The organism is Streptomyces botrytidirepellens (assembly GCF_003721215.1).
GTDB lineage: Bacteria > Actinomycetota > Actinomycetes > Streptomycetales > Streptomycetaceae > Streptomyces > Streptomyces himastatinicus.
In genome coordinates, this window is sequence record NZ_RIBZ01000226.1 from 12839 (window position 1) to 31127 (window position 18289).

17 protein-coding genes and 1 tRNA gene are annotated in these 18289 nt (G+C 70.6%); 7 read left to right on the forward strand and 11 right to left on the reverse strand.

Going from position 1 to position 18289, the window contains the following annotated elements; all coding sequences use genetic code 11:
• Position 1: 1 nt before the first annotated feature.
• Positions 2 to 748: a succinate dehydrogenase cytochrome b subunit gene (locus EEJ42_RS16920; protein WP_184503129.1), complete on the reverse strand. Its 747-nt coding sequence runs from the start codon at positions 746 to 748 to the stop codon at positions 2 to 4.
• Between the two features lie 83 nt (positions 749 to 831).
• Here EEJ42_RS16920 and EEJ42_RS16925 point away from each other — a divergent pair, with 83 nt between their 5' ends.
• Positions 832 to 1752: a LysR family transcriptional regulator gene (locus tag EEJ42_RS16925; protein WP_123100749.1), complete on the forward strand. Its 921-nt coding sequence runs from the start codon at positions 832 to 834 to the stop codon at positions 1750 to 1752.
• 57 nt (positions 1753 to 1809) lie between these two features.
• On the opposite strand, the gene crcB is transcribed toward EEJ42_RS16925, so the two are convergent.
• From crcB to EEJ42_RS16940, 3 genes are read right to left on the reverse strand one after another with little or no spacing between them, the layout of a single operon-like run.
• Positions 1810 to 2184: a fluoride efflux transporter CrcB gene (gene crcB, locus EEJ42_RS16930; RefSeq protein WP_123100750.1), complete on the reverse strand. Its 375-nt coding sequence runs from the start codon at positions 2182 to 2184 to the stop codon at positions 1810 to 1812.
• Positions 2181 to 2513: a DUF190 domain-containing protein gene (locus EEJ42_RS16935; protein ID WP_123100751.1), complete on the reverse strand. Its 333-nt coding sequence runs from the start codon at positions 2511 to 2513 to the stop codon at positions 2181 to 2183. The genes crcB and EEJ42_RS16935 overlap by 4 nt, the downstream gene beginning before the upstream one ends.
• On the reverse strand, positions 2510 to 2968 hold the full coding sequence (locus EEJ42_RS16940; protein ID WP_123100752.1) for a FluC/FEX family fluoride channel: 459 nt from the start codon (positions 2966 to 2968) through the stop codon (positions 2510 to 2512). The genes EEJ42_RS16935 and EEJ42_RS16940 overlap by 4 nt, the downstream gene beginning before the upstream one ends.
• A 119-nt stretch (positions 2969 to 3087) precedes the next feature.
• On the opposite strand from EEJ42_RS16940, the gene EEJ42_RS16945 reads away from it, so the two are divergent.
• Together EEJ42_RS16945 and EEJ42_RS16950 are read left to right on the forward strand one after the other, a co-directional pair.
• On the forward strand, positions 3088 to 3309 hold the full coding sequence (locus EEJ42_RS16945; protein WP_123100753.1) for an MbtH family protein: 222 nt from the start codon (positions 3088 to 3090) through the stop codon (positions 3307 to 3309).
• A gap of 73 nt (positions 3310 to 3382) precedes the next feature.
• Positions 3383 to 4369: a zinc-binding alcohol dehydrogenase family protein gene (locus EEJ42_RS16950; protein WP_123100754.1), complete on the forward strand. Its 987-nt coding sequence runs from the start codon at positions 3383 to 3385 to the stop codon at positions 4367 to 4369.
• Here EEJ42_RS16950 and tgmB read toward each other — a convergent pair.
• Both tgmB and tgmA read right to left on the reverse strand, forming a co-directional pair.
• On the reverse strand, positions 4366 to 5298 hold the full coding sequence (gene tgmB / locus EEJ42_RS16955; RefSeq protein ID WP_123100755.1) for an ATP-grasp ribosomal peptide maturase: 933 nt from the start codon (positions 5296 to 5298) through the stop codon (positions 4366 to 4368). The two genes, EEJ42_RS16950 and tgmB, sit on opposite strands and share 4 nt — an antisense overlap.
• A 24-nt stretch (positions 5299 to 5322) precedes the next feature.
• Positions 5323 to 5514 (reverse strand): putative ATP-grasp-modified RiPP, encoded by a 192-nt coding sequence (gene tgmA / locus EEJ42_RS16960; RefSeq protein ID WP_055552772.1) that lies wholly within the window; start codon positions 5512 to 5514, stop codon positions 5323 to 5325.
• A gap of 869 nt (positions 5515 to 6383) precedes the next feature.
• Between tgmA and EEJ42_RS16965 the strand changes: the two genes are divergently transcribed.
• Together EEJ42_RS16965 and EEJ42_RS16970 are read left to right on the forward strand one after the other, a co-directional pair.
• Positions 6384 to 7697 carry a hemolysin family protein gene (locus EEJ42_RS16965; protein WP_123100765.1) on the forward strand — a complete coding sequence of 438 codons (1314 nt, stop codon included), beginning with the start codon at positions 6384 to 6386 and terminating at the stop codon, positions 7695 to 7697.
• Positions 7694 to 8728: a hemolysin family protein gene (locus EEJ42_RS16970; RefSeq protein ID WP_123100756.1), complete on the forward strand. Its 1035-nt coding sequence runs from the start codon at positions 7694 to 7696 to the stop codon at positions 8726 to 8728. Before EEJ42_RS16965 ends, EEJ42_RS16970 begins: the two co-directional genes overlap by 4 nt.
• A 180-nt stretch (positions 8729 to 8908) precedes the next feature.
• Here EEJ42_RS16970 and EEJ42_RS16975 read toward each other — a convergent pair whose 3' ends face one another.
• From EEJ42_RS16975 to EEJ42_RS16990, 4 genes are all read right to left on the reverse strand, one after another.
• A complete protein-coding gene (locus EEJ42_RS16975; RefSeq protein WP_221179381.1) occupies positions 8909 to 10132 on the reverse strand; it encodes an MFS transporter in 1224 nt (407 codons plus the stop codon).
• A 108-nt stretch (positions 10133 to 10240) separates the two neighbouring features.
• Positions 10241 to 10981 (reverse strand): maleate cis-trans isomerase family protein, encoded by a 741-nt coding sequence (locus EEJ42_RS16980; RefSeq protein WP_184503130.1) that lies wholly within the window; start codon positions 10979 to 10981, stop codon positions 10241 to 10243.
• Between the two features lie 23 nt (positions 10982 to 11004).
• Positions 11005 to 11229 carry a tautomerase family protein gene (locus EEJ42_RS54660; protein WP_123100759.1) on the reverse strand — a complete coding sequence of 75 codons (225 nt, stop codon included), beginning with the start codon at positions 11227 to 11229 and terminating at the stop codon, positions 11005 to 11007.
• Between the two features lie 17 nt (positions 11230 to 11246).
• A complete protein-coding gene (locus tag EEJ42_RS16990; RefSeq protein WP_123100760.1) occupies positions 11247 to 15071 on the reverse strand; it encodes an amino acid adenylation domain-containing protein in 3825 nt (1274 codons plus the stop codon).
• Positions 15072 to 15370: 299 nt separating this feature from the next.
• Here EEJ42_RS16990 and EEJ42_RS16995 point away from each other — a divergent pair, with 299 nt between their 5' ends.
• Entirely contained in the window at positions 15371 to 15931 is a 561-nt protein-coding gene (locus EEJ42_RS16995) for a MarR family winged helix-turn-helix transcriptional regulator (RefSeq protein ID WP_246096809.1), read from the forward strand.
• 142 nt (positions 15932 to 16073) lie between these two features.
• On the opposite strand, the gene EEJ42_RS17000 is transcribed toward EEJ42_RS16995, so the two are convergent.
• Positions 16074 to 16149 (reverse strand) — tRNA-Arg (locus tag EEJ42_RS17000).
• A 384-nt stretch (positions 16150 to 16533) separates the two neighbouring features.
• Here EEJ42_RS17000 and EEJ42_RS17005 point away from each other — a divergent pair.
• Positions 16534 to 18150 carry a dynamin family protein gene (locus EEJ42_RS17005; protein WP_123100762.1) on the forward strand — a complete coding sequence of 539 codons (1617 nt, stop codon included), beginning with the start codon at positions 16534 to 16536 and terminating at the stop codon, positions 18148 to 18150.
• The last annotated feature ends 139 nt before the right edge of the window (positions 18151 to 18289 follow it).

Here is an 18289-nt window from a genome sequence, read left to right on the forward strand (position 1 = left end):
CTCAGCTCACCACTCCACTCATCACGCCGATGGGCACCGCGATGAAGCCGCAGGTCAGGACGGTAGCCAGGCCGTTCGCGGCCAGTTTGAGGGCCCGGTCGCGGCGCGGCCGGCCCGCCCCGAGGGTCTGGGCGGCGCTCCAGAAGCCGTGCCGGATGTGCAGGCCGAGGGCGAGCATCGCCACGATGTAGATGGTGTTGCCGTACCAGGTGGAGAAGGTCGCCACGACGTTCTCGTACGGATGGCCCGGCTCGGCGCGCTCGTTCACCGTGAGCGTCGTCAGATCCAGGATGTGCCAGACGATGAACAGCCCGAGGATCACCCCGCCCCAGCGCATCGTGCGGGTGGCGTAGCTCGCCCGCCGTCGCTGATGGGCGTAGCCGCGCGGCCGGGCCGCCAGGTCACGGCGGCTGAGCTGGTACGCGGCCACGCCGTGCAGGACGACGGAGGCCAGCAGCCCGACGCGGGCCAGCCACAGGAACCCCTCGTGCGGGAGGAAGGGCTCGCCGAGCGTGCGCAGCCAGTGCGCGTAGCCGTTGAGGTCGCCGGGCCCGAAGAAGATCTTCAGGTTGGCGAACATGTGGGCCACCAGATAGGCCAGCATGATCAGCCCGGTGACGGCCATCACGGCCTTCTTACCGATGGTCGACCGCCACACGGAGCCGATGGAGGACGGCTTCCGCGGCGGCTTCCGCTTCTGGCCGGGCCGCCGCTCGTGGCCCGTGTCCGTCCGTGTCGCCAGTGCCATGTCTGCGACGCTAGGCAGGGCCCTGGTGATTCGTCCAAGACATGCTGTGGCTGGATTCCATAGCTGGTGCCTATTATCGCTGCGTGCAGCTTCAGCAGCTCCGCTATTTCGCGGCCGTCGCGGACACCCGCCACTTCACCCGCGCCGCCGAACGGCTCCATGTCGCCCAGCCGTCGCTGTCCCAGCAGATCAAGGCGCTGGAACGGGAGCTGGGCGCCGACCTGTTCCACCGCGCGCGCGGCCACATCGCCCTCACCGACGCGGGGGAGGCGCTGCTTCCGCTGGCCCGCCAGATCCTCGCCGACACCGAGACCGCGCGCCGCGAGGTGCAGGAGGTCGCCCAGCTGCGGCGCGGCCGGGTGCGCCTCGGCGCCCCGCCCAGCCTGTGCGCCAGCCTCGTTCCGGATGTGCTGCGCCGCTTCCACGACGCGTTCCCGGGCATCGAGCTGATCATCGACGAGGGCGGCTCCCAGGACCTGGTGCGCACCCTCGCCGCCGGTGAGCTGGACCTCGCCCTGATCATCACCCCGCTGCCCGGCCAGGCCCCCGCCCTCGCCGCCACCGAGCTGCTGCGCGAGGAGCTGGTGGTCGCCTCCTCGCCCGCGGCCCCGCCGCCCACGAAAGCCCGCCGGATCCGGGTCGAAGACCTTCGCGACCGGCCGATGGTGATGTTCCGTCGCGGCTACGACCTGCGGGAATTCACCACGGCGGCCTGCCGGGCGGCAGGCTTCGAGCCGTCCTTCACGGTCGAGGGCGGCGAGATGGACGCGGTGCTCGGGTTCGTACGGGCGGGCCTCGGCATCGCCGTCCTCCCCGGCATGGTGGCGGCGCGCTCGGGACTGCGGATCACGCCCTTCGCGGGCCATGCGATGCGGCGCACCATCGCCGTCGCCCACCGCAAGGACGTCGCCCCGCCGAGGGCCGCGCGCGAGCTGCGCCGGGTGCTGCTGGCGTATCTGCGCTCGGCCGACGCGGACGACCTCGGCACCCGCTTGCTGCCCTGACCTGCGCGACCTGTTCCATTGGCTGTGTGGCGTACCTGCTCGGTGCACCCGCGCGGGTCAGCCCCAGAGCGCCGTGGCCGCCGCTCCGCCCGCGAAGGCGGCCGCCACCCCCGCCACCACACTGCCCACCGCGTTCGCGACCGCGAAACCGCGCGCCCCGTCCTCGGCCAGCTTCAGCGTCTCGTACGAGAACGTCGAGTACGTGGTCAGCGCGCCGCACAGTCCCGTCCCCAGCAGCAGCTGGACCTGCGACGACGCGGCCCCCGCCGCCGCGGCGCCGGTCAGCGCCCCCAGCACCGCGCAGCCCACCACGTTCACCACGAACGTCCCCCAGGGGAACACCGAGTCATGCCGGGACTGCACCATCCGGTCGGTCAGGTACCGCAGCGGGGCGCCGACCATCCCGCCGGCCACCACCAGGAGCCAGTTCACCGGTCACGCTCCGGGAAGCGCACGATCTCGACCGGGTCCAGGATCACCGGACCGTCGCCGGTGATCTCCTCCAGCTCGGGCAGGAAGGCCCTCACCCGCTCCTCCGTATCGATGATCACCACGCAGACGGGCAGTTCCTCGCTGAGCGACAGCAGCCGCGAGGTGTGGACCAGGGAGGAGGCACCGAACCCCTCCACCCCGCGGAACACGCTCGCGCCCGCCAGTCCCGCCCGGTGCGCGCGGTGCACGATTTCGGCGAAGACCGGTTTGTGGTGCCAGGTGTCGTTCTCGCCGACGAAGACGCTCAGCCTCAGTCCGTTCGCGTTCATCCCGTGCTCCCGCCGCCGTACGCGCCCACGGCCCCAACCACCCGACGGGTGCCCACCACCGCGCCCCATACCGCGGCCATCGCCGCCAGCAGCGTCGCCACCAGATAGGCCGCCCCGGTCGCGGCGTGGCCGTCCACGACGAGGCGCCGGACGTCCACGGCGTACGTCGAGAAGGTGGTGAACCCGCCCAGCACGCCGGTGCCGACGAAGGGCCGCATCAGCCGGTGGGCCGCCCACACCTCGCCGATCAGCGCCAGGAGGACGCCGATGAGCGCGCAGCCCACCACGTTCACCAGCAGCGTCGTCCAGGGAAAGGCGCCCGCCGGGGTCGGCCACAGCAGGGACGCCCCGTACCGGGCGGCCGCGCCGATGGCCCCGCCGACGGCGACCACGCACACCACCGGCCCCTGCCCGTGCCACGCGCCGTGCCGCGGCCGTCGAGTGCCCTCCGCCATACCGCTCAGGCTACGTCGTGCGGGCACCGCTTCACGATGCGTGTCCTCGGCCGGTACCGTCAGGGCCGGAAGATCGTGAGGCGTGCCGGACATCAGTTGAGACAGCGAGGAGACAGCCCATGAGTAACCCGTTCGACAATCCCGACGGCCGTTACGTCGTGCTGGTCAACGACGAGGGGCAGCACTCCCTGTGGCCCTCCTTCGCCGAGGTGCCCGAGGGCTGGACCGTCGCGCACGGCGAGGACGACCGCCAGGCGTGCCTGGACTACGTCGAGGAGCACTGGACCGATATGCGTCCGAAGAGCCTCGCGACCGCGATGGACCGCCCCAGCCCGTCCTGACCTGCTGCATCCCGTCCCGCCGCGGCGTTACGTTGGGCGTGTGACGGGTGCGAATGCTGACATCCCGGGCACCATGCGAGCCTGGGTGGTTCGTACGCCGGGCCGGATCGACCAGGCGGAGCTGCCGATTCCGCGCCCGGCGGCCGACGAACTGCTGGTCCGGGTCCGGGCCTGCGGGGTCTGCCGTACCGATCTCCACGTCCGCGACGGCGACCTGCCGCCGCACCGCACTCCCGTCGTCCCCGGGCACGAGGCCGTCGGCGAGGTCATCGCGGCGGGGGAGCGGGCCGCCGGGCCCGGGCTCGGCGCCAGGGTGGGCGTCCCCTGGCTGCGCCGCACCTGCGGCCGCTGCCGCTTCTGCGTCCGCGGCCACGAAAACCTGTGCCCCGCGTCCGTCTACACTGGCTGGGACGCGGACGGCGGCTACGCCTCGTACGTCGCCGTACCGGCCGCGTACGCCTATGAGCTGCCCTCCGGATACGCCGACGAGGAACTGGCTCCGCTGCTGTGCGCAGGCATCATCGGCTACCGCGCGCTGCGCCGCGCCGAGCTGCCGGCGGGCGGACGCCTCGGCATCTACGGCTTCGGCGGCTCCGCCCACCTCACCGCCCAGGTCGCCATCGCGCGCGGCGCCGTCGTCCATGTGCTGACCCGCTCGGCCGCCGCCCGGGCCCTCGCCCTCGAACTCGGCGCCGCCTCCGCCGGTGACGCCCATGACCGGCCGCCCGAACCGCTGGACGCCGCGATCCTCTTCGCCCCGGCGGGCGAGCTGGTGCCGGTGGCGCTGGAGGCGCTGGACGCGGGCGGCACGCTCAGCGTCGCCGGGATCCACCTCTCCGACATCCCGCCCCTGCGCTACGAACGCCACCTGTTCCACGAACGCACCCTGCGCAGCGTCACCGCCAACACCCGGGAGGACGGCCGCGAGTTCCTCACCGCGGCCGCCGCCCACCACATCCGCGCCACGGTCACCCGCTACCCCTTCGTCCACGCGGACACCGCGCTCGACGACCTCGCGAACGACCGGGTGAACGGCGTCGCGGTGCTGGCGATCCCTTAGGCGGTCCGCGGCGCGGCGAGCCAGGTGGCGATGGCGGCGGCGATCGGCTGGCCGGTCTCCAGCTCGATGAACCCGAACTGGCCGCCCTGATTGCACTCCAGAAACCACCAGGTGCCGTCCTCGTCCTCGGCGAAGTCGAATGCGCCGTAGGCGAGACCGCCGAGGGTCATATATTCCCGGACGGCCTGGGCGATCCGGTGGGGAACGTCCACCGCGCCCCATAGATGGCCATAGAAACCATACCTCCCATCCACCTGCTCGGAAGCTGCTGTCTTCCGGGCGGCGAACAAACGGCCGCCGACGCAGGTCAGGCGGATATCAGCCGTTTTGGGAATGTAGCGCTGAAGAAGCGTGGCAGCTGCCGCGACGCCCGAGAAATCCGTTTCAGGGTCGATACGGGTGGTGGGCAGCGCTATTGGCGGATTGACCGGCGGAGGGCCCGAGACGGTCTTCACCACGATGTCCTTGAACTGGCCTGCGAACTCCTTGGCGGCGCGTGGATAGGTGGTGATGAGCGTCGGGGGAACGGCGAATCCGCTGCGGTGGGCGGTGCGCAACTGCCACGGTTTGGAACGTGCCAACAGGGCGGCGCTGGGGTGGTTCATCCAGCGCGCCTCGGTGGAATACAGCATTCCGTACAGGGCCTGACCGCACTCGGCGGTCAGCCACTCGGAGGGCTCGGGGGCGTGCGCCGCCGGTTGCCCCGGGCGGCGCACCCATATGGATCGCAGGCTGTTCACGCTGACCAGGCGGCCGTCGGTCGACAGATAGCCGGTGAAGTCACCGCGCTCGAATTCGGTCGAGATCCCGGCCTGCCCGGGAAGGTCAGCGGGATCGAAGCGGAGCAGAGGGACGTTTCGCTTGCGTAATTCGGCCACCACCAGGTCCGCTGTCACATCCTCCTGGCAGGTCAGGATGAGTACCGTCATCGACGTCTGAGGTCGGTGGGCTGGTCAGTCGTCGAAGTGCGTCTTGGAGCCCGCCGTGGAGGTCGTCGTGCCGCATTCCAGAAGCACCCCCCGGTCCGAGATGGCGGGGCGCCCATCGGGGAGCACATTCAACTGGAGGGCGGCGTTGTACGAGTACGGAATGACAGCCGGGGATTGGTCGGCTGGGACCGCATGGTTCAAGGCGAAGGGCTGCATGACTGACCTCTAATGCTCCACGGGATTCGCTGGTTTCGAGATGAGCTCCACCATCACACAACAGTACGTACTAAATTGGTAGGAGTCTCGCTACGCGCTGTTATGTCAGATCTGTGACAGCATGAAGTACGTCACACCACCCGCGCAATTCCATTACCGCTGACCCGGTTCCGGGTCTCGGTCCGCGCCGCGACGGCCCCCGCGTGACGGCAGGTCACCTGCCGGATCCATGCCTCCCCCTCCGCGTTTACGGCGGGGGTCGTGCCCCTCCGCGAACGACCCGCCCTGTCTGTCGGCATCCAAGACGCCATTCAGGTCGTCCGGGTTGGCCGATAACGCCACTTCGATCGCCATGGCCGCAGGGGCCCAGCTCAGCGCCGATGTGAGCTGGGTCTCGTGTGCCTCGCCCCACAGCGGCCCGCCGGTGCGCACCGAACCGGCGGCCGGTGCCGGGTCCGCGGTGGGCCCGTCGGCACCGAATGGGCCAGGTAGTCGTTTGAACACCATCGTGGCGTTCACTCCTTCTCTGTGCGCCGTTCACTGTTCTTGCCGGACCGAACGCTCCGGCCGGGTAAAGCAACTCCCACGCCCATGTCATGGGTGGATCAATTCGGCCACTTGGCCGGGTGTCGCCCGCACTTCCCCGGGGCCCTTGCCAGAGCGGGGTGCCGGGCCGCCGGGCGGGAACCATGGATCGTGCTTTACCGTTCTTTTACCAACAGTCCCTTGAGTCACGAAGGAGTCGCGGTCCCCGCGATGGACGAGCCTCCCAGTACCCCTCGCCCCGCTTCCGATGCGTACGCGCCCGTATGCGCCCCCGCATCCGCCTCTGAGCGGTTTGCCGAGCGCATGGGAAGGGGACCGGCGTGCTGACCGAAGTACTGCTGGTCCTGCTGGCCTTGGCGCTGACCCTGGCCTGCGCGGTGTTCGTCGCCGCCGAGTTCTCGCTCACCACGGTCGAGCGCGGCGAGCTGGAGCACGCCGCCGCGGAGGGGGAGCGGGGCGCCGGAAGCGCACTCAAGGCCGCCCGGAAGCTGACGTTCCAGCTGTCCGGCGCCCAGTTGGGCATCACCGTGACCTCGCTGGTGATCGGCATGCTCGCCGAACCCTCGCTGGCCGCCCTGCTGCACGGCCCGCTGCGGGCCGCGGGGCTGGGCTCGGCCGCCTCGTCGGTGGCCTCGGTGCTGGGCGTGGCGGTGTCGACCGTCGTGCTGATGGTGATCGGCGAGCTGGTGCCCAAGAACTGGGCGATCTCCCGGCCACTGGCCGTGGCCAAGGTGGTCGCGGGCCCCCAGCGCGGCTTCACCGCCGCCTTCGCCCCGCTGATCCACCACCTCAACAACACCGCGAACCGCCTGGTGCGCCGCGCCGGTCTTGAGCCCGCCGAGGAGCTGGCGTCGGCCCGTACCCCGGACGAACTGGTCGCACTGGCCCGCCACTCGGCCGCGGAGGGCGCGCTGGAGCCCGATTCGGCCGAGCTGTTCGTCCGTACGCTGCACCTGAGTGAGCTGACCGCCGAGAACGTGATGACCCCGCGGGTGGACGTGCAGGCGTTGGAGGCGCACGCGAGTGCCGCCGACGCCGCCAACCTCACCCTGGCCACCGGCCTGTCCCGGTTCCCCGTCTACCGCCACAGCCTGGACGAGGTGGTCGGCACCGTGCACATCCGCGACGTCCTCGCGCTGGACGCCGCCCGCCGGGCCACCACTCCGGTCACCGAGCTGGCCACCCCTCCGCTGCTGGTCCCCGACAGCCTCCCGGTGGACCGGCTGCTGGACCGGCTGCGCGGCGCGCACACCATGGCCGTCGTCATCGACGAGTACGGCGGCACCGCCGGTGTCGCCACCCTGGAGGACATCGTCGAGGAGGTCGTCGGCGACGTACGCGACGAACACGACCCCGACGAGACCCCCGCCCTGGTGCCCGCCGGGCCCGGCATCTGGGAGGCCGACGGCGCCGTACGGCTGGACGAGCTGTCCGCCATCGACCTGACCGTGCCCGAGGGCCCGTACGAAACCGTCGCGGGCCTGATGGCCACCGCCCTGAAGCGCATCCCCGAGGCGGGCGACGGCATCGAGACCGACGGCTGGCAGCTCACCGTGCTCAAGGTCGACCACCACCGCGCCGACCGCGTACGCATCACCGCCCCGGCCCCCGCCGCGGCGGAGGAGGACGCCCGATGACCCTTCTCCAACTGGCCATCGGCGCCCTCACCCTGCTCACCAACGCCTTCTTCGTCGGCGCCGAGTTCGCCCTGATCTCCGTGCGCCGCAGCCAGATCGAACCGCACGCGAGGGACGGGGGCAAGCGCGCCCGCACCGTGCTGTGGGCGCTGGAGCACCTGTCCGCCCTGCTGGCCACCGCCCAGCTGGGCATCACCATCTCCTCGCTCGTCCTCGGCGCGGTCGCCGAACCGGCCATCGCCCACCTGCTGGAGCCGGTGTTCGCCGCCGTCCACGTCCCCGAGGCCCTGGTGCACCCGATCGCCTTCGTCCTCGCCCTGACCGCGGCCACCTATCTGCACATGCTCATCGGCGAGATGGTCCCCAAGAACATCGCCCTCGCCGCCCCGGAGCGCACCGCGCTGCTCCTCGGCCCGCCCCTGGTGGCCGTCACCCGCGCGCTGCGCCCCGTCGTCTTCGGCATCAACGCCTTCGCCAACGGACTGCTGCGGCTGCTGAAGGTCGAGCCCAAGGACGAGGTCGAGTCGGTCTACACCGACGCCGAACTCATCCGGCTGGTACGGGACTCCAGCGACGCGGGCCTCCTCGACGCCTCCGGCAGCGAGCGGCTGCGCGACGCCTTGGAGCTGGGCACCCGGCGGGCGGGCGACATCCTGGTCCCGCTCGGCGAGATGGTCACCGTCGACCACCGGGTCACCCCCGCCGTGCTGGAGCGCACCGCGGCCGCCTCCGGCTTCTCCCGGCTGCCGGTCAGCGGGCCGGGCGGCACCGACGGCACCGTTCTGGGGTACCTCCACATCAAGGACACCCTCGGCGTGACCGATCGCGACCGGCCCTTCCCCCGCACCGCCCTGCACACCGTCACCCGCGTACCGGCCGACACCCCGCTGGACGACACGCTGACGGCGATGCGCGGCGCGGGCACCCACCTGGCGGCGGTGACGGGCGACGACGGCGCCGTCCTCGGCTTCGTGACCATGACGGACGTCCTGGAGGAACTGGTGGGGGAGGCGGCGTCGGACACCCCCTGACCGGCCCGGTGCGGACCGTGCCCCGCACGCCTGGTCCTGCTCATCGCCTACTGCCTGCTCTTCGGCCACTCCCGCCGCTGACGGACGGCATGCGAAACGGCCTCCTCCACTACGTCTGCATCGCGTCAGTATCCGCAGAGGATCCGCAGAGGATCCGTAGAGGAGGAGGCCGACGGGTGTTCAGCCGTCGGTCACCCGGGGGCCGGGCTTGAAGCCGTGCCGATGGGCCAGGGCGACCACGGCGGTGGCCAGGAGGGTCAGCCCGAGCAGCACCCAGGGGATGGACCCGGCACCGGCCGACTCCAGGAGGAGACCGCCGAACACCCCGCCGCCCGCGACCGCGAGGTTGAAGACGGTGACGAACATCGACTGCGCGACGTCGGCCGCCTCCCCGGCCGCGTCGGCATTGGCGGTCTGGAGCAGCGTGGGCGCGCCGCCGAACGTCACCCCCCAGGCGACGATGCCGAGGAACACCAGCGGTACGGACGTACCCGCGACCCCCAGCACGAGGGACGCGAGCGCGAACCCGGCGAGGCTGAGCAGGGTGACCGGGCGCAGCTTGCGGTCGACCAGGATTCCGGTGAGCCAGATCCCCACGATCGCCGAGGCGCCGAACACCAGCAGCGCGAGGTCGACGCGCTCACCGAGACCGGCCCGCTCCAGGAACGGGGCGATGTAGGTGTAGAGGATGTTGTGGGCGAGGATCCACAGGAGCACCACGGCCAGCACCGCGCCGATGCCCGGCATGAGGAAGATCTTCCGGATCGGCTGCCGCTCGGTGGCGCTCTGCCCGGCGAAGTCCGGGACCAGCGCGCGGATCCAGAGCATCAGAAGCAGCGCGACGCCGGACATGATCCAGAACACGCCGCGCCAGTCGAACAGCGACCCGAGCCAGGTGCCCAGCGGGACCCCGAGCGTCAGCGCGACCGGCTGGCCCACCCCGACGATGGCCAGCGCGCGGCCCTGGAGGTGTTCGGGGACCAGCCGCCGGCCGTATCCGGCGAGCAGCCCCCACACCACTCCGGCCGCCATACCGGCGATGAAGCGGGCGGCGAGGGTGAGTTCGTAGCTGGTGGACAGCGCCGTGATGGTGTTGAACACCAGCAGCCCGCCCACCGCGAGGAGCAGCAGCGGCCGTCGTCGCATGCTGCGGGTGGCGGCGATGACAGGGATGGCGGCCACCACGGAACCGATCGCGTAGAGCGTGACGAGCTGTCCCGCCAGCCCTTGGGAGACGCCGAGGCCGTCGCCGATCTGCGGGAGCAGGCCCGCGGGCGTCGTCTCGGTCATGATGGCCAGGAATCCGGCCGTGGTCAGCGCCAGCAGCTTTCCTATGGGAAGCCGGTCGTCCTCGATGACCCGCTGCGGGTCCATGGCAGTCTTCTCACTGCCGGTAGTGCTCACGTAGTTCTCCTGTCTTTTTGTGGAGGGCCGGGCGGGGGCGTTTAAGCCCGCCCCCGCCCGGCCGGTTTCTCCGTACGAGACTTCGTCGTACGGGGCTGCTCGCGGGGCTCAGTACTCGGCGGCCAGGGAGCCGAATCCCCTGATGCGGTCGGCGATGCCGTTCTGCCGCAGGGCCCGCCAATAGAGCACCGTGTTGTTGGAGATGACCGGCTTGCCGAGCCATTCCTCGGCCCCGGCCGCGACGCGCATCATGGCCATATTGGTGCCCACCTGCACGATCGCCTCGACGTCCGGGGTGTCGACGGCCTTCACGGCCTCGCGCAATTCGGGCTCGGGCACATGGGCGATCCGCTCGGGACTGCTGCAACCCAGCCCCGTCATCGACACCACGTCATATCCGGATTCGGTGAAGAAGCGGCTCACCGAGTCGTCACCGGCCGGAACGTACGGGGTGATGACGCCGAGCCGCCGGGCGCCGTAATGGGAGAGCGCCGTGGTGAAGGCGTCCGGGCTCATCGTGACCGGAAGTCCCCCACTGGCGGACTTCATCGAAGCCACCACCTCGTCCTGGGATCCGGGGCCGTCCCAGTAGATCTCGGGGGAGAAAGCGACCACGAAGCAGTCGGGTTTGCACGGCAGCAGACTGCCGATCGCCCGATGGGTCGCCTCCCGGTAACTGCTGACCAGATCCTCGATGCCACCGGTCAGCGAAGTGTCCTCGGTCTGCATGCGCCCGGTGTGGTTGGTCACCCCTTCGGGGCGCATGGCTTCCATTTCCGGCTGGACGGAGGTGTTGGTCGCGGGAAGGACCACGCCGACTTTGAGACGCGGTCCGAGGCAGTCGGTCATATCGCGCTCCTTTCTCAAGTGGCTTAAGTGTTCGGGGCCTTGATGAGGAGGTGCTCCCGCTCTATGATTTCCGGAACGATGACGGCGCCCTTCCATGACGACTGGTCCACCTGCTCCAGTGCGATGGAGACGGCGCCCTCGGGGACCTCGAAGTGCCGCACCACGAGCGCGGTCAGCTCCTCGGCCAGCTGCTTCCGCTGCTGGTCGCCGACGTCCCGGGGGAAGTGCTTGATGGTGAGATGAGGCATGTCCTCCTCCGTGGGGCTCAGTTGTCGAGGCGGGCGTGGATGGCCGAAATGAGTTCGCCGACCCCCTTTTCCTTCAGCACGCTGTAGTGGTCCCCTGCCAGTTCGACCGTGGTCGGAGGCATCGCGGAATAGCCCGAGCTGCCCTCGATGAACGAGTAGTCGTCCCCCGTCGCCTTGAAGATGGTCACCGGTGCGTTCAGCTCGCGCTCGGCCAGTTCGCGGAAGCTGTACTCGAATTCGTAGGTCGCCTCCACGATCCGGGTGATCCGGCGGATGAGCGCTTCGTCCAATTGCGGAAGCAGGCGGTGGATGAACGCCACGAACTCGTCCTCGTTCCGGACCGTCTCCAGGCAGCGGTCGCGGTCGGGCCCGCTGATGCCACCGGTGAAGACGGAGTAGAGGATGGTGAGGTAGGCCGGATTGCGGTACGTCGCCTCACGTCCGTACTGTTTCCCGTCCGTCTCCCGGACCTTGGGATTTCCGGGGCAGATCAGGAACAGGTTCTCCACCCGTTCCCCGGCGTCCTCCAGCTGCCATGCGGTTTCGAAGGCGACCCGGGCGCCGAAGGAATAGCCCCACAGGGTGTACGGGCCTTCCGGCTGGATTTTCCGGATCTCGGACACATCCGCCGCGGCCATGTCCCGGATCGTCGCGTACGGCGTCTCGCCGTCATTGATGCCGTGCGCCTGGATTCCGTAGAACGGCCGGTCCACATCGGCGCCCGAGGCGAGCTGCTGGAGATTCATGGGATAGCCGCCGAGGCCCGGCCAGCAGAAGACCGGGGACTTGGCTCCCCCGGAACGCAGCCGCAGGAACCGGGATATCTCCCCGCTCGCGGTGCCGTCGATATGGCGGGCGAGCCGCCCGACCGTGGGCGCCTCGAAGAGCACCTGCACCGGAAGCCGGGTCCCGAACCGCTTGTTGACGCGGTTGACGAGCGTGACGGCGATGAGCGAATTGCCCCCGGCCTCGAAGAAGTTGTCCTCGGTGGAGACCGGTTCGTATTTCAGCGCCGCCGCCCACAGCTCGGCGAGCGCCTGTTCGGTGTCGGTCTCCGGCGCCACGAAGGCGCGGCTCTCCAGCCCCTGGGACAGCTCGTCGAAGGTGGCGAGCGTCTTGACGTCGATCTTGCCGTTGGCCGTCTGCGGCAGCGCGTCCAGGACGACGACCTTGTTGGGCAGCATGTAGTCCGGCAGATACGAGGCCAGGTCGTCCCTGATCACCTCGGTCGGGCCCTTCATGTGGACGACGTCCTCGCCCATGCCCTCGCTCGCCTCCTGCTCGGCGGAGATCCGGCCGCCGACGAAGAAGTAGGAGGCGCCGGTCGGGATCGAGCGCTCGGTCAGGATGCTGTCCAGACGCCGCGCGGCGGGCAGGGGATTGCCGCTCTTGGAGCTGTAGCCGGAGGACATCAGCCCCAACCCCAGCTGGTTGGCCTGGAGGTGGTGGAGCTTCTTGCCGAGCGCGATGTACTCCAGCCACGGCTCGGCGGCCCGGCTGACGGCGCTGATCCCGAAGCTGGAGCGCTCGTAGACCGCCTGGTTGATGGCGATCACGTGCTTCTTCTCCACCAGCTCGTCGGAGATCTTCTCCAAGTCGCCGTCCTGGTAGCGGTACAGACCACCCGGCAGGTCGGTGACCTTCCCGGGGTGGACCTGGAGGTAGATCTCGGTGGGGTCCTCCGGCTGCCGGCCGTCGCTCTGCCGGATGTCGAAGGTGCCCAGGTAGTGGTCGTCCTCGGCCACGTCGAACTGCGGCAGCAGCTCCGGACGGAACCCGTCCGGATGGATGGCCAGGCCGTGGGCGGGCAGCACCTGCTCGAACAGGCCGACCATGTGGCCCGTCTCGAACTCCAGGACCTCGAGGATGTTGTTTTTGTAGACGGGCTCGATGGCCTGCCGCTTGCCGACGAAGTGGACCTTCAGCCGCGGGGAGCCGCCGCCCTTCACGCGGCGGATCAGGGTGAGCTGATGGTCCAGCGGGTTGTAGTAGTGGATACCGTCCGGCAGATCGCCGATGCCCGCGATCTCCAGGTACATCTGGGTCGCGTACAGCGCGCCGGGCGAGGCGTACGCGTACTTCGGCAGCAGCCGCTCCTCGCTGTGGAACTGCCCGAAGGAGCGCAGGATCCGGCCCAGCCCCCGCAGGGTCAGCTCGCCCAGCGGCCGGGACGAGAGCGGATCGACACCGTGGTCGAGCAGCTTGAGGATGCGCGCGCGGCTGGTGTCCCCGCCCTCGTAGAAGCGGTACGTCTTGCGGGCGAACGCCTCCCGGCGCAGCTCCGGGCTCGCGTCGCGGCCCGGCAGGTCCACGTGGGTCCGCCCGGCGAGCTGCTCGGACGAACGCAGCCCGGGGTTGGACAGCTGGGCCCTGACCTGGAGCTTGTTGGACTTGGACTGGTGGTGGGAGCCGTGGTTGCCCTGGTCCATCAGGGCGGCTTCCTTGGGGTTCAGCTCCACGGCGGCGACGAGGTTCTGGGAGCCGGTGCGCGCGTCGTCCTTGACGAGGACGGCGGCCCGCTTGACCCAGGCGTGGTGCTCGATGGTGCGGGCGACCTCGTCCAGCTCGACGCGGTAGCCGCGCAGTTTGACCTGGCTGTCGGTCCGGCCGAGGAAGTGGATGGTGCCGTCGGGGGACTGGGACACCAGGTCGCCGGTCCGGTACAGCCGCACCGGGTCGTGGCCGGGCTCCGGCGCGAGGTGCGGGAAGCGCTCCTCGGTCAGCTCGGGCCGGTGCAGATAGCCGCGGGCGAGCTGGACGCCCGAGACGTACAGCTCACCGGTCTCGCCGCGGGGCACGGGCCGGTGGTTCTCGTCCAGCACGTGGTAGCGGGTCCGGCTGACCGGGGTGCCGATGGGGATGACGGTGGGCTCGTCGTCCACGGTGGCCGGGGCGACCTCGTACGCCGAGGAGTTGATGGTGCACTCGGTGGGTCCGTACAGGTTCACCAGCCGCGCCGTCGGCAGCGTCGCGAAGAACTCGGCGGCCAGCGCTCTGGTGAGCGCCTCACCACCGCTGAACACCCGGACCAGGCTGGTGCAGTCGCCCAGCCGCTCGGTGTCCACCAGCGCCTGGAGCAGCGTCGGGACGCACTGGAGGGTGGTCACCCGGTGGCGGTCGATCGTGTCGATCAGCCCCTCGGGGTCGCGGTAGACACCCGGGGCGCCCATCACCACGCGGGCGCCGCACGCCGAGCCGAGGATCTCCCACTGGGCGGCGTCGAAACTCATCGGGGTCTTCTGGAGGATGACGGTGCCGCCGCCCAGGTGCCCGTACTCCTGGAGCCAGCCGAGCTGGGCGACGATGCTGCGGTGTTCGACCATCACCCCCTTGGGCTTGCCGGTGCTCCCGGAGGTGTAGATGACATAGGCGAGCCCGTCGGGCTGCGGCTCCTCCGGGGCGGGCAGTGGCGGCGGTGGCCCGGTCGGCTGGTCGGCCAGGGCCTCGTCCACCGTGAGGACGACGGTGTCGGTCGGGGCGAGTTGGCGCAGCCGGTCGGCCAGATGCGGCTGGCAGACGATGACCTGCGCACGGGCGTTGTCGATGATGAAGCGCAGCCGCTCCTCGGGGTAGTCCGGGGAGAGCGGCACATACGCGCCGCCGGCGCCGAGGATGCCCCAGGCGCCGACGATGAGGTCGAGGGACGGATCGGCGAAGAGCCCCACGCGGTGGTCGCGGCGCACGCCGGACTTCTGGAGCCGAAGAGCTAAGCGGGCGCTTCGGTCGAGGAGGCCGCCATAGGTGAGCTGGGCGTCCTCGGCGACGACGGCGATGTCGTCGGGTCGTGTCGTGGCCTGTGCTTGAAGCAGCGCAGGCAGGGTGGCGTGGTTTCCGACAGGCATGAAAAACCTTCCCGTGTCTCTGTTGATGGCTTCCGGCGATGGCTTCGTGGGCGCGAACGCCGTCGGATGAGATCAAGCAGTTGTGACGAGACTGGTCTGTTCAGGTCTTCGGTGGTCACCCCAGACATGGCCCTGCCGGAGCCTCCGGCCGGTAGGCCCTGGGCCTGGCGCCGGCAATGGGCATGGACGAGGGTTGGTGTGCTCATGGGTGTGGCCGGAGGTGACCCCCGTTGCGTACCCAGAGCTGTCTGACAGCCACTGACCGTAGAAAGTAGGCTTGGTTCATGTCAAATAGTTCGATGTTGAACTCACCTCGAAGCGGCGGGGCCGAAGAGGTGAACGAGCCGCAGGGGCAGGGGGAGGACGCGCTCGACCGCATCCTTCAGCAGTGGGCGGAAACCCGCCCTGACCTGGACGTTTGGTCCATGGCGATGATGGGGCGGCTCTTCCGGGCGACCCGGCTCGTCGAGCAGGGCGTGGTGGCGTACCTCGCGGCCGAGGGCATGGAGCGCTGGGAATTTGATGTGCTCGCAACATTGCGCCGCAGTGGCCCGCCGTACGCTCTGTCCCCGAAAGCCCTGGCCGCGACCATGATGATCAAGCCACCGGCGCTGACCCACCGGGTCGACCGGCTGGTGAGTCGCGGCCTGGTCGACCGCGAACTCGACGCCACCAACCGCCGCCGCATGGTGATTTCACTCACCCAGGAGGGCTTCGACCTGGTGGACAACGCGGTGGAGGGTCATGTCCTCAACGGAGAACGCCTGTTCAGCGCCCTGGACCGGGCCGAACAGGAGCAGCTGTCCGACCTGATGCGCAAGCTGCTGCTCTCCCTGGGTGACACGCCTCCCGTGCCCTAGGCGGCAGGCGGCGTGTGAACTCCGGGATGCCCGGCGGTGCGTCAACCTTCGTCAGGAGTTCACACGAGCCCGGGGCAGTCGATGTGCGCGGCGGCCGGGGCCGACGCGGCTGGGCCGCGCGGCCCAGCCGGCGGTGGGCCGGTGGCGCCCCCGGCAGGACTCGAACCTGCGGCCAAGCGCTTAGAAGGCGCCTGCTCTATCCACTGAGCTACGGGGGCCGGTGGTGGGCCTTGGAACTGCTGAGCCCCCGGGTGCCGACGGGCCCGCGGTGCGGCCGTGGTGCCGGTGGCCGGGCGCGGCGGATCCGTGACCTTGCCGGGGACAAGGATAGGGCTCCCTGCGCCTCGCCCCGGTTGCTTCACCTCCGTGGCACGTTGTGGAGGTTCGGTGAAGCGGTCCGATAATCGCAGGCAGGTACGAAACTCGCATCGTTTTTCACGCCTCAAACGGCGGGTGTTGTCTACTCGTTATGCCTGAGTCCCGCCCGTCACGCCTGCCTCGTGTCCGATCTGAGGTGATCCGGGTGGGTCTCTTTGACGCGCACGAACGAGCATACGCTTCAAAAAGACATCAAAACCGGGCATTCTTCGCATGTGGCGATCTTGGACGTACGGCCCCGGCTGCTCGACGCGCTGACCGCACTGCGCGACCGCGTTGACGCCGCACGGTTTCCGCTCCCCCTTCCCGGCGCCGACCGCGCTCGCCGCAGCCGTGCCGAGTTGCTTGCTCAACTGGACGACTACCTCGTGCCCCGGTTGCGCGCCCCCGAAGCGCCCCTCCTGGCGGTGATCGGCGGATCGACCGGAGCCGGGAAGTCCACTCTGGTCAATTCCCTGGTCGGGCGGCGGGTGACGGAGGCCGGGGTGCTGCGGCCGACGACCCGTACACCGGTGCTGGTGTGCCATCCCGACGATCACTCCTGGTTCGCCGGAAAGCGGGTGCTGCCGCAGCTCACCAGGGTGTGGGTGCCCGCCCAGGGAGACCGGGCGGAGGGGCCCTACGACGAGGAGGAACGGGCCCGCGAGGGCGAGGGGCCCGCCGCGCTGCGGATCGAGACCGATCCGGGGCTCGCCCGGGGGCTCGCGCTGCTCGACGCGCCCGACATCGACTCGCTCGTCGCCCGCAACCGCGATCTCGCCGCCGAGCTGATCTGCGCCGCCGACATCTGGGTGCTGGTCACCACGGCCACCCGGTACGCCGACGCCGTCCCCTGGCATCTGCTGCGGACCGCCAAGGAATACGACGTGACACTTGTCACGGTGCTCGACCGGGTGCCGCACCAGGTCGCCGCCGAGGTCTCCCGGCAGTACGCCGCGCTCCTTGACGGGGCCGGGCTCGGCGACGTCCCCCGCTTCACCATCCCCGAACTGCCCGAGTCGGCGGGCGGCGGCAGCGGCCTGCTCCCGGCCACCGCCGTCGCCGCGCTGCGCGGCTGGCTCACCCAGCACGCCCAGGACCCGCAGGCGCGTACCGTCGCCGCCGCCCGCACGGCGGCCGGTGTGCTCGCCTCGCTCCAGGCCCGGATGCCCGCACTGGCCGGTGCGGCGGCCGCCCAGCACGCCGCGGCGGTGCGGCTGATCCAGCGGGTCGAGGGGGCGTACGCGGAGGCCGCCGAGCGCGTGCGGCGGGAGATCGCCGCGGGCGCGGCGCTCGCGGGCGGCGCGCTCACCCACTGGCACGGCCAGCCGCGCGACAGCACCCCCGAGGAGCTTCTCGCGGCGCTCACCGAATCCCTCGCCACCCTGCTGCGCAGCGCGGCGGCCGCCGCCGACGACCGGGTCGCCGAGGCGGGGAAACGGGACCCCGCCGCGCGGACCGGGCTCGCCCCGGCCGACGCGCGCGAGGCCGGGGAACGGATCGGCGTGGCCGTACGGCGCTGGCAGCGCTGCGTCGCGGAACTGGCCGAGGAGGAGACCCGCGCCCGGATCCCCGACGGCGGCGGAGCCGACGCCTCCGTCCACGTCGCCGCCCTGCTGGTCGCCTCCCTGCTGGGCGGGCGGCGGGCCCGTAAGGCGGGCGAACGGCTCGCCGAGACGCTGGGCGCGCACCGCGCGCTGCGGCTGGGCGACCGCGGCGGGCGGCTGCTCGACGGCTGCGTCGCGCGCGTCCTGGAGACGGAGCGCGACCGGCGGCTGGCGCCCCTCGACGCCCTCGACGTGACCCCGGACCACCAGGTCCAGCTGATCGCCGCGCTGTCCCTACTACAGAAGGAGAGGTGACCGAAGTGACGGCCACTGCTGCCGGTCTGGACGGCGGGGATGGGTGCGGGGGCGAGGCGGCTCCCGCGGAGGCGGTGCGGACGCGGCAGACCTGGGACGACGGGCTGATCGCCCGGCGCGCCCCCCGGGAGACGTCCGG

Bases quoted from the DNA above. Each gene is read 5' to 3' on its own strand.
- EEJ42_RS16950 (WP_123100754.1), top strand. From the start codon at position 3,383: ATGCGAGCCTGGGTGGTTCGTACGCCGGGCCGGATCGACCAGGCGGAG.
- EEJ42_RS16990 (WP_123100760.1), bottom strand. From the start codon at position 15,071: ATGCCTGTCGGAAACCACGCCACCCTGCCTGCGCTGCTTCAAGCACAG.
- EEJ42_RS16995 (WP_246096809.1), top strand. From the start codon at position 15,371: ATGTTGAACTCACCTCGAAGCGGCGGGGCCGAAGAGGTGAACGAGCCG.
- EEJ42_RS16945 (WP_123100753.1), top strand. From the start codon at position 3,088: ATGAGTAACCCGTTCGACAATCCCGACGGCCGTTACGTCGTGCTGGTC.
- tgmB (WP_123100755.1), bottom strand. From the start codon at position 5,298: ATGACGGTACTCATCCTGACCTGCCAGGAGGATGTGACAGCGGACCTG.
- tgmA (WP_055552772.1), bottom strand. From the start codon at position 5,514: ATGCAGCCCTTCGCCTTGAACCATGCGGTCCCAGCCGACCAATCCCCG.
- EEJ42_RS16980 (WP_184503130.1), bottom strand. From the start codon at position 10,981: ATGACCGACTGCCTCGGACCGCGTCTCAAAGTCGGCGTGGTCCTTCCC.
- EEJ42_RS54660 (WP_123100759.1), bottom strand. From the start codon at position 11,229: ATGCCTCATCTCACCATCAAGCACTTCCCCCGGGACGTCGGCGACCAG.
- EEJ42_RS16935 (WP_123100751.1), bottom strand. From the start codon at position 2,513: ATGAACGCGAACGGACTGAGGCTGAGCGTCTTCGTCGGCGAGAACGAC.
- EEJ42_RS16940 (WP_123100752.1), bottom strand. From the start codon at position 2,968: ATGGCGGAGGGCACTCGACGGCCGCGGCACGGCGCGTGGCACGGGCAG.
- EEJ42_RS16920 (WP_184503129.1), bottom strand. From the start codon at position 748: ATGGCACTGGCGACACGGACGGACACGGGCCACGAGCGGCGGCCCGGC.
- EEJ42_RS16970 (WP_123100756.1), top strand. From the start codon at position 7,694: ATGACCCTTCTCCAACTGGCCATCGGCGCCCTCACCCTGCTCACCAAC.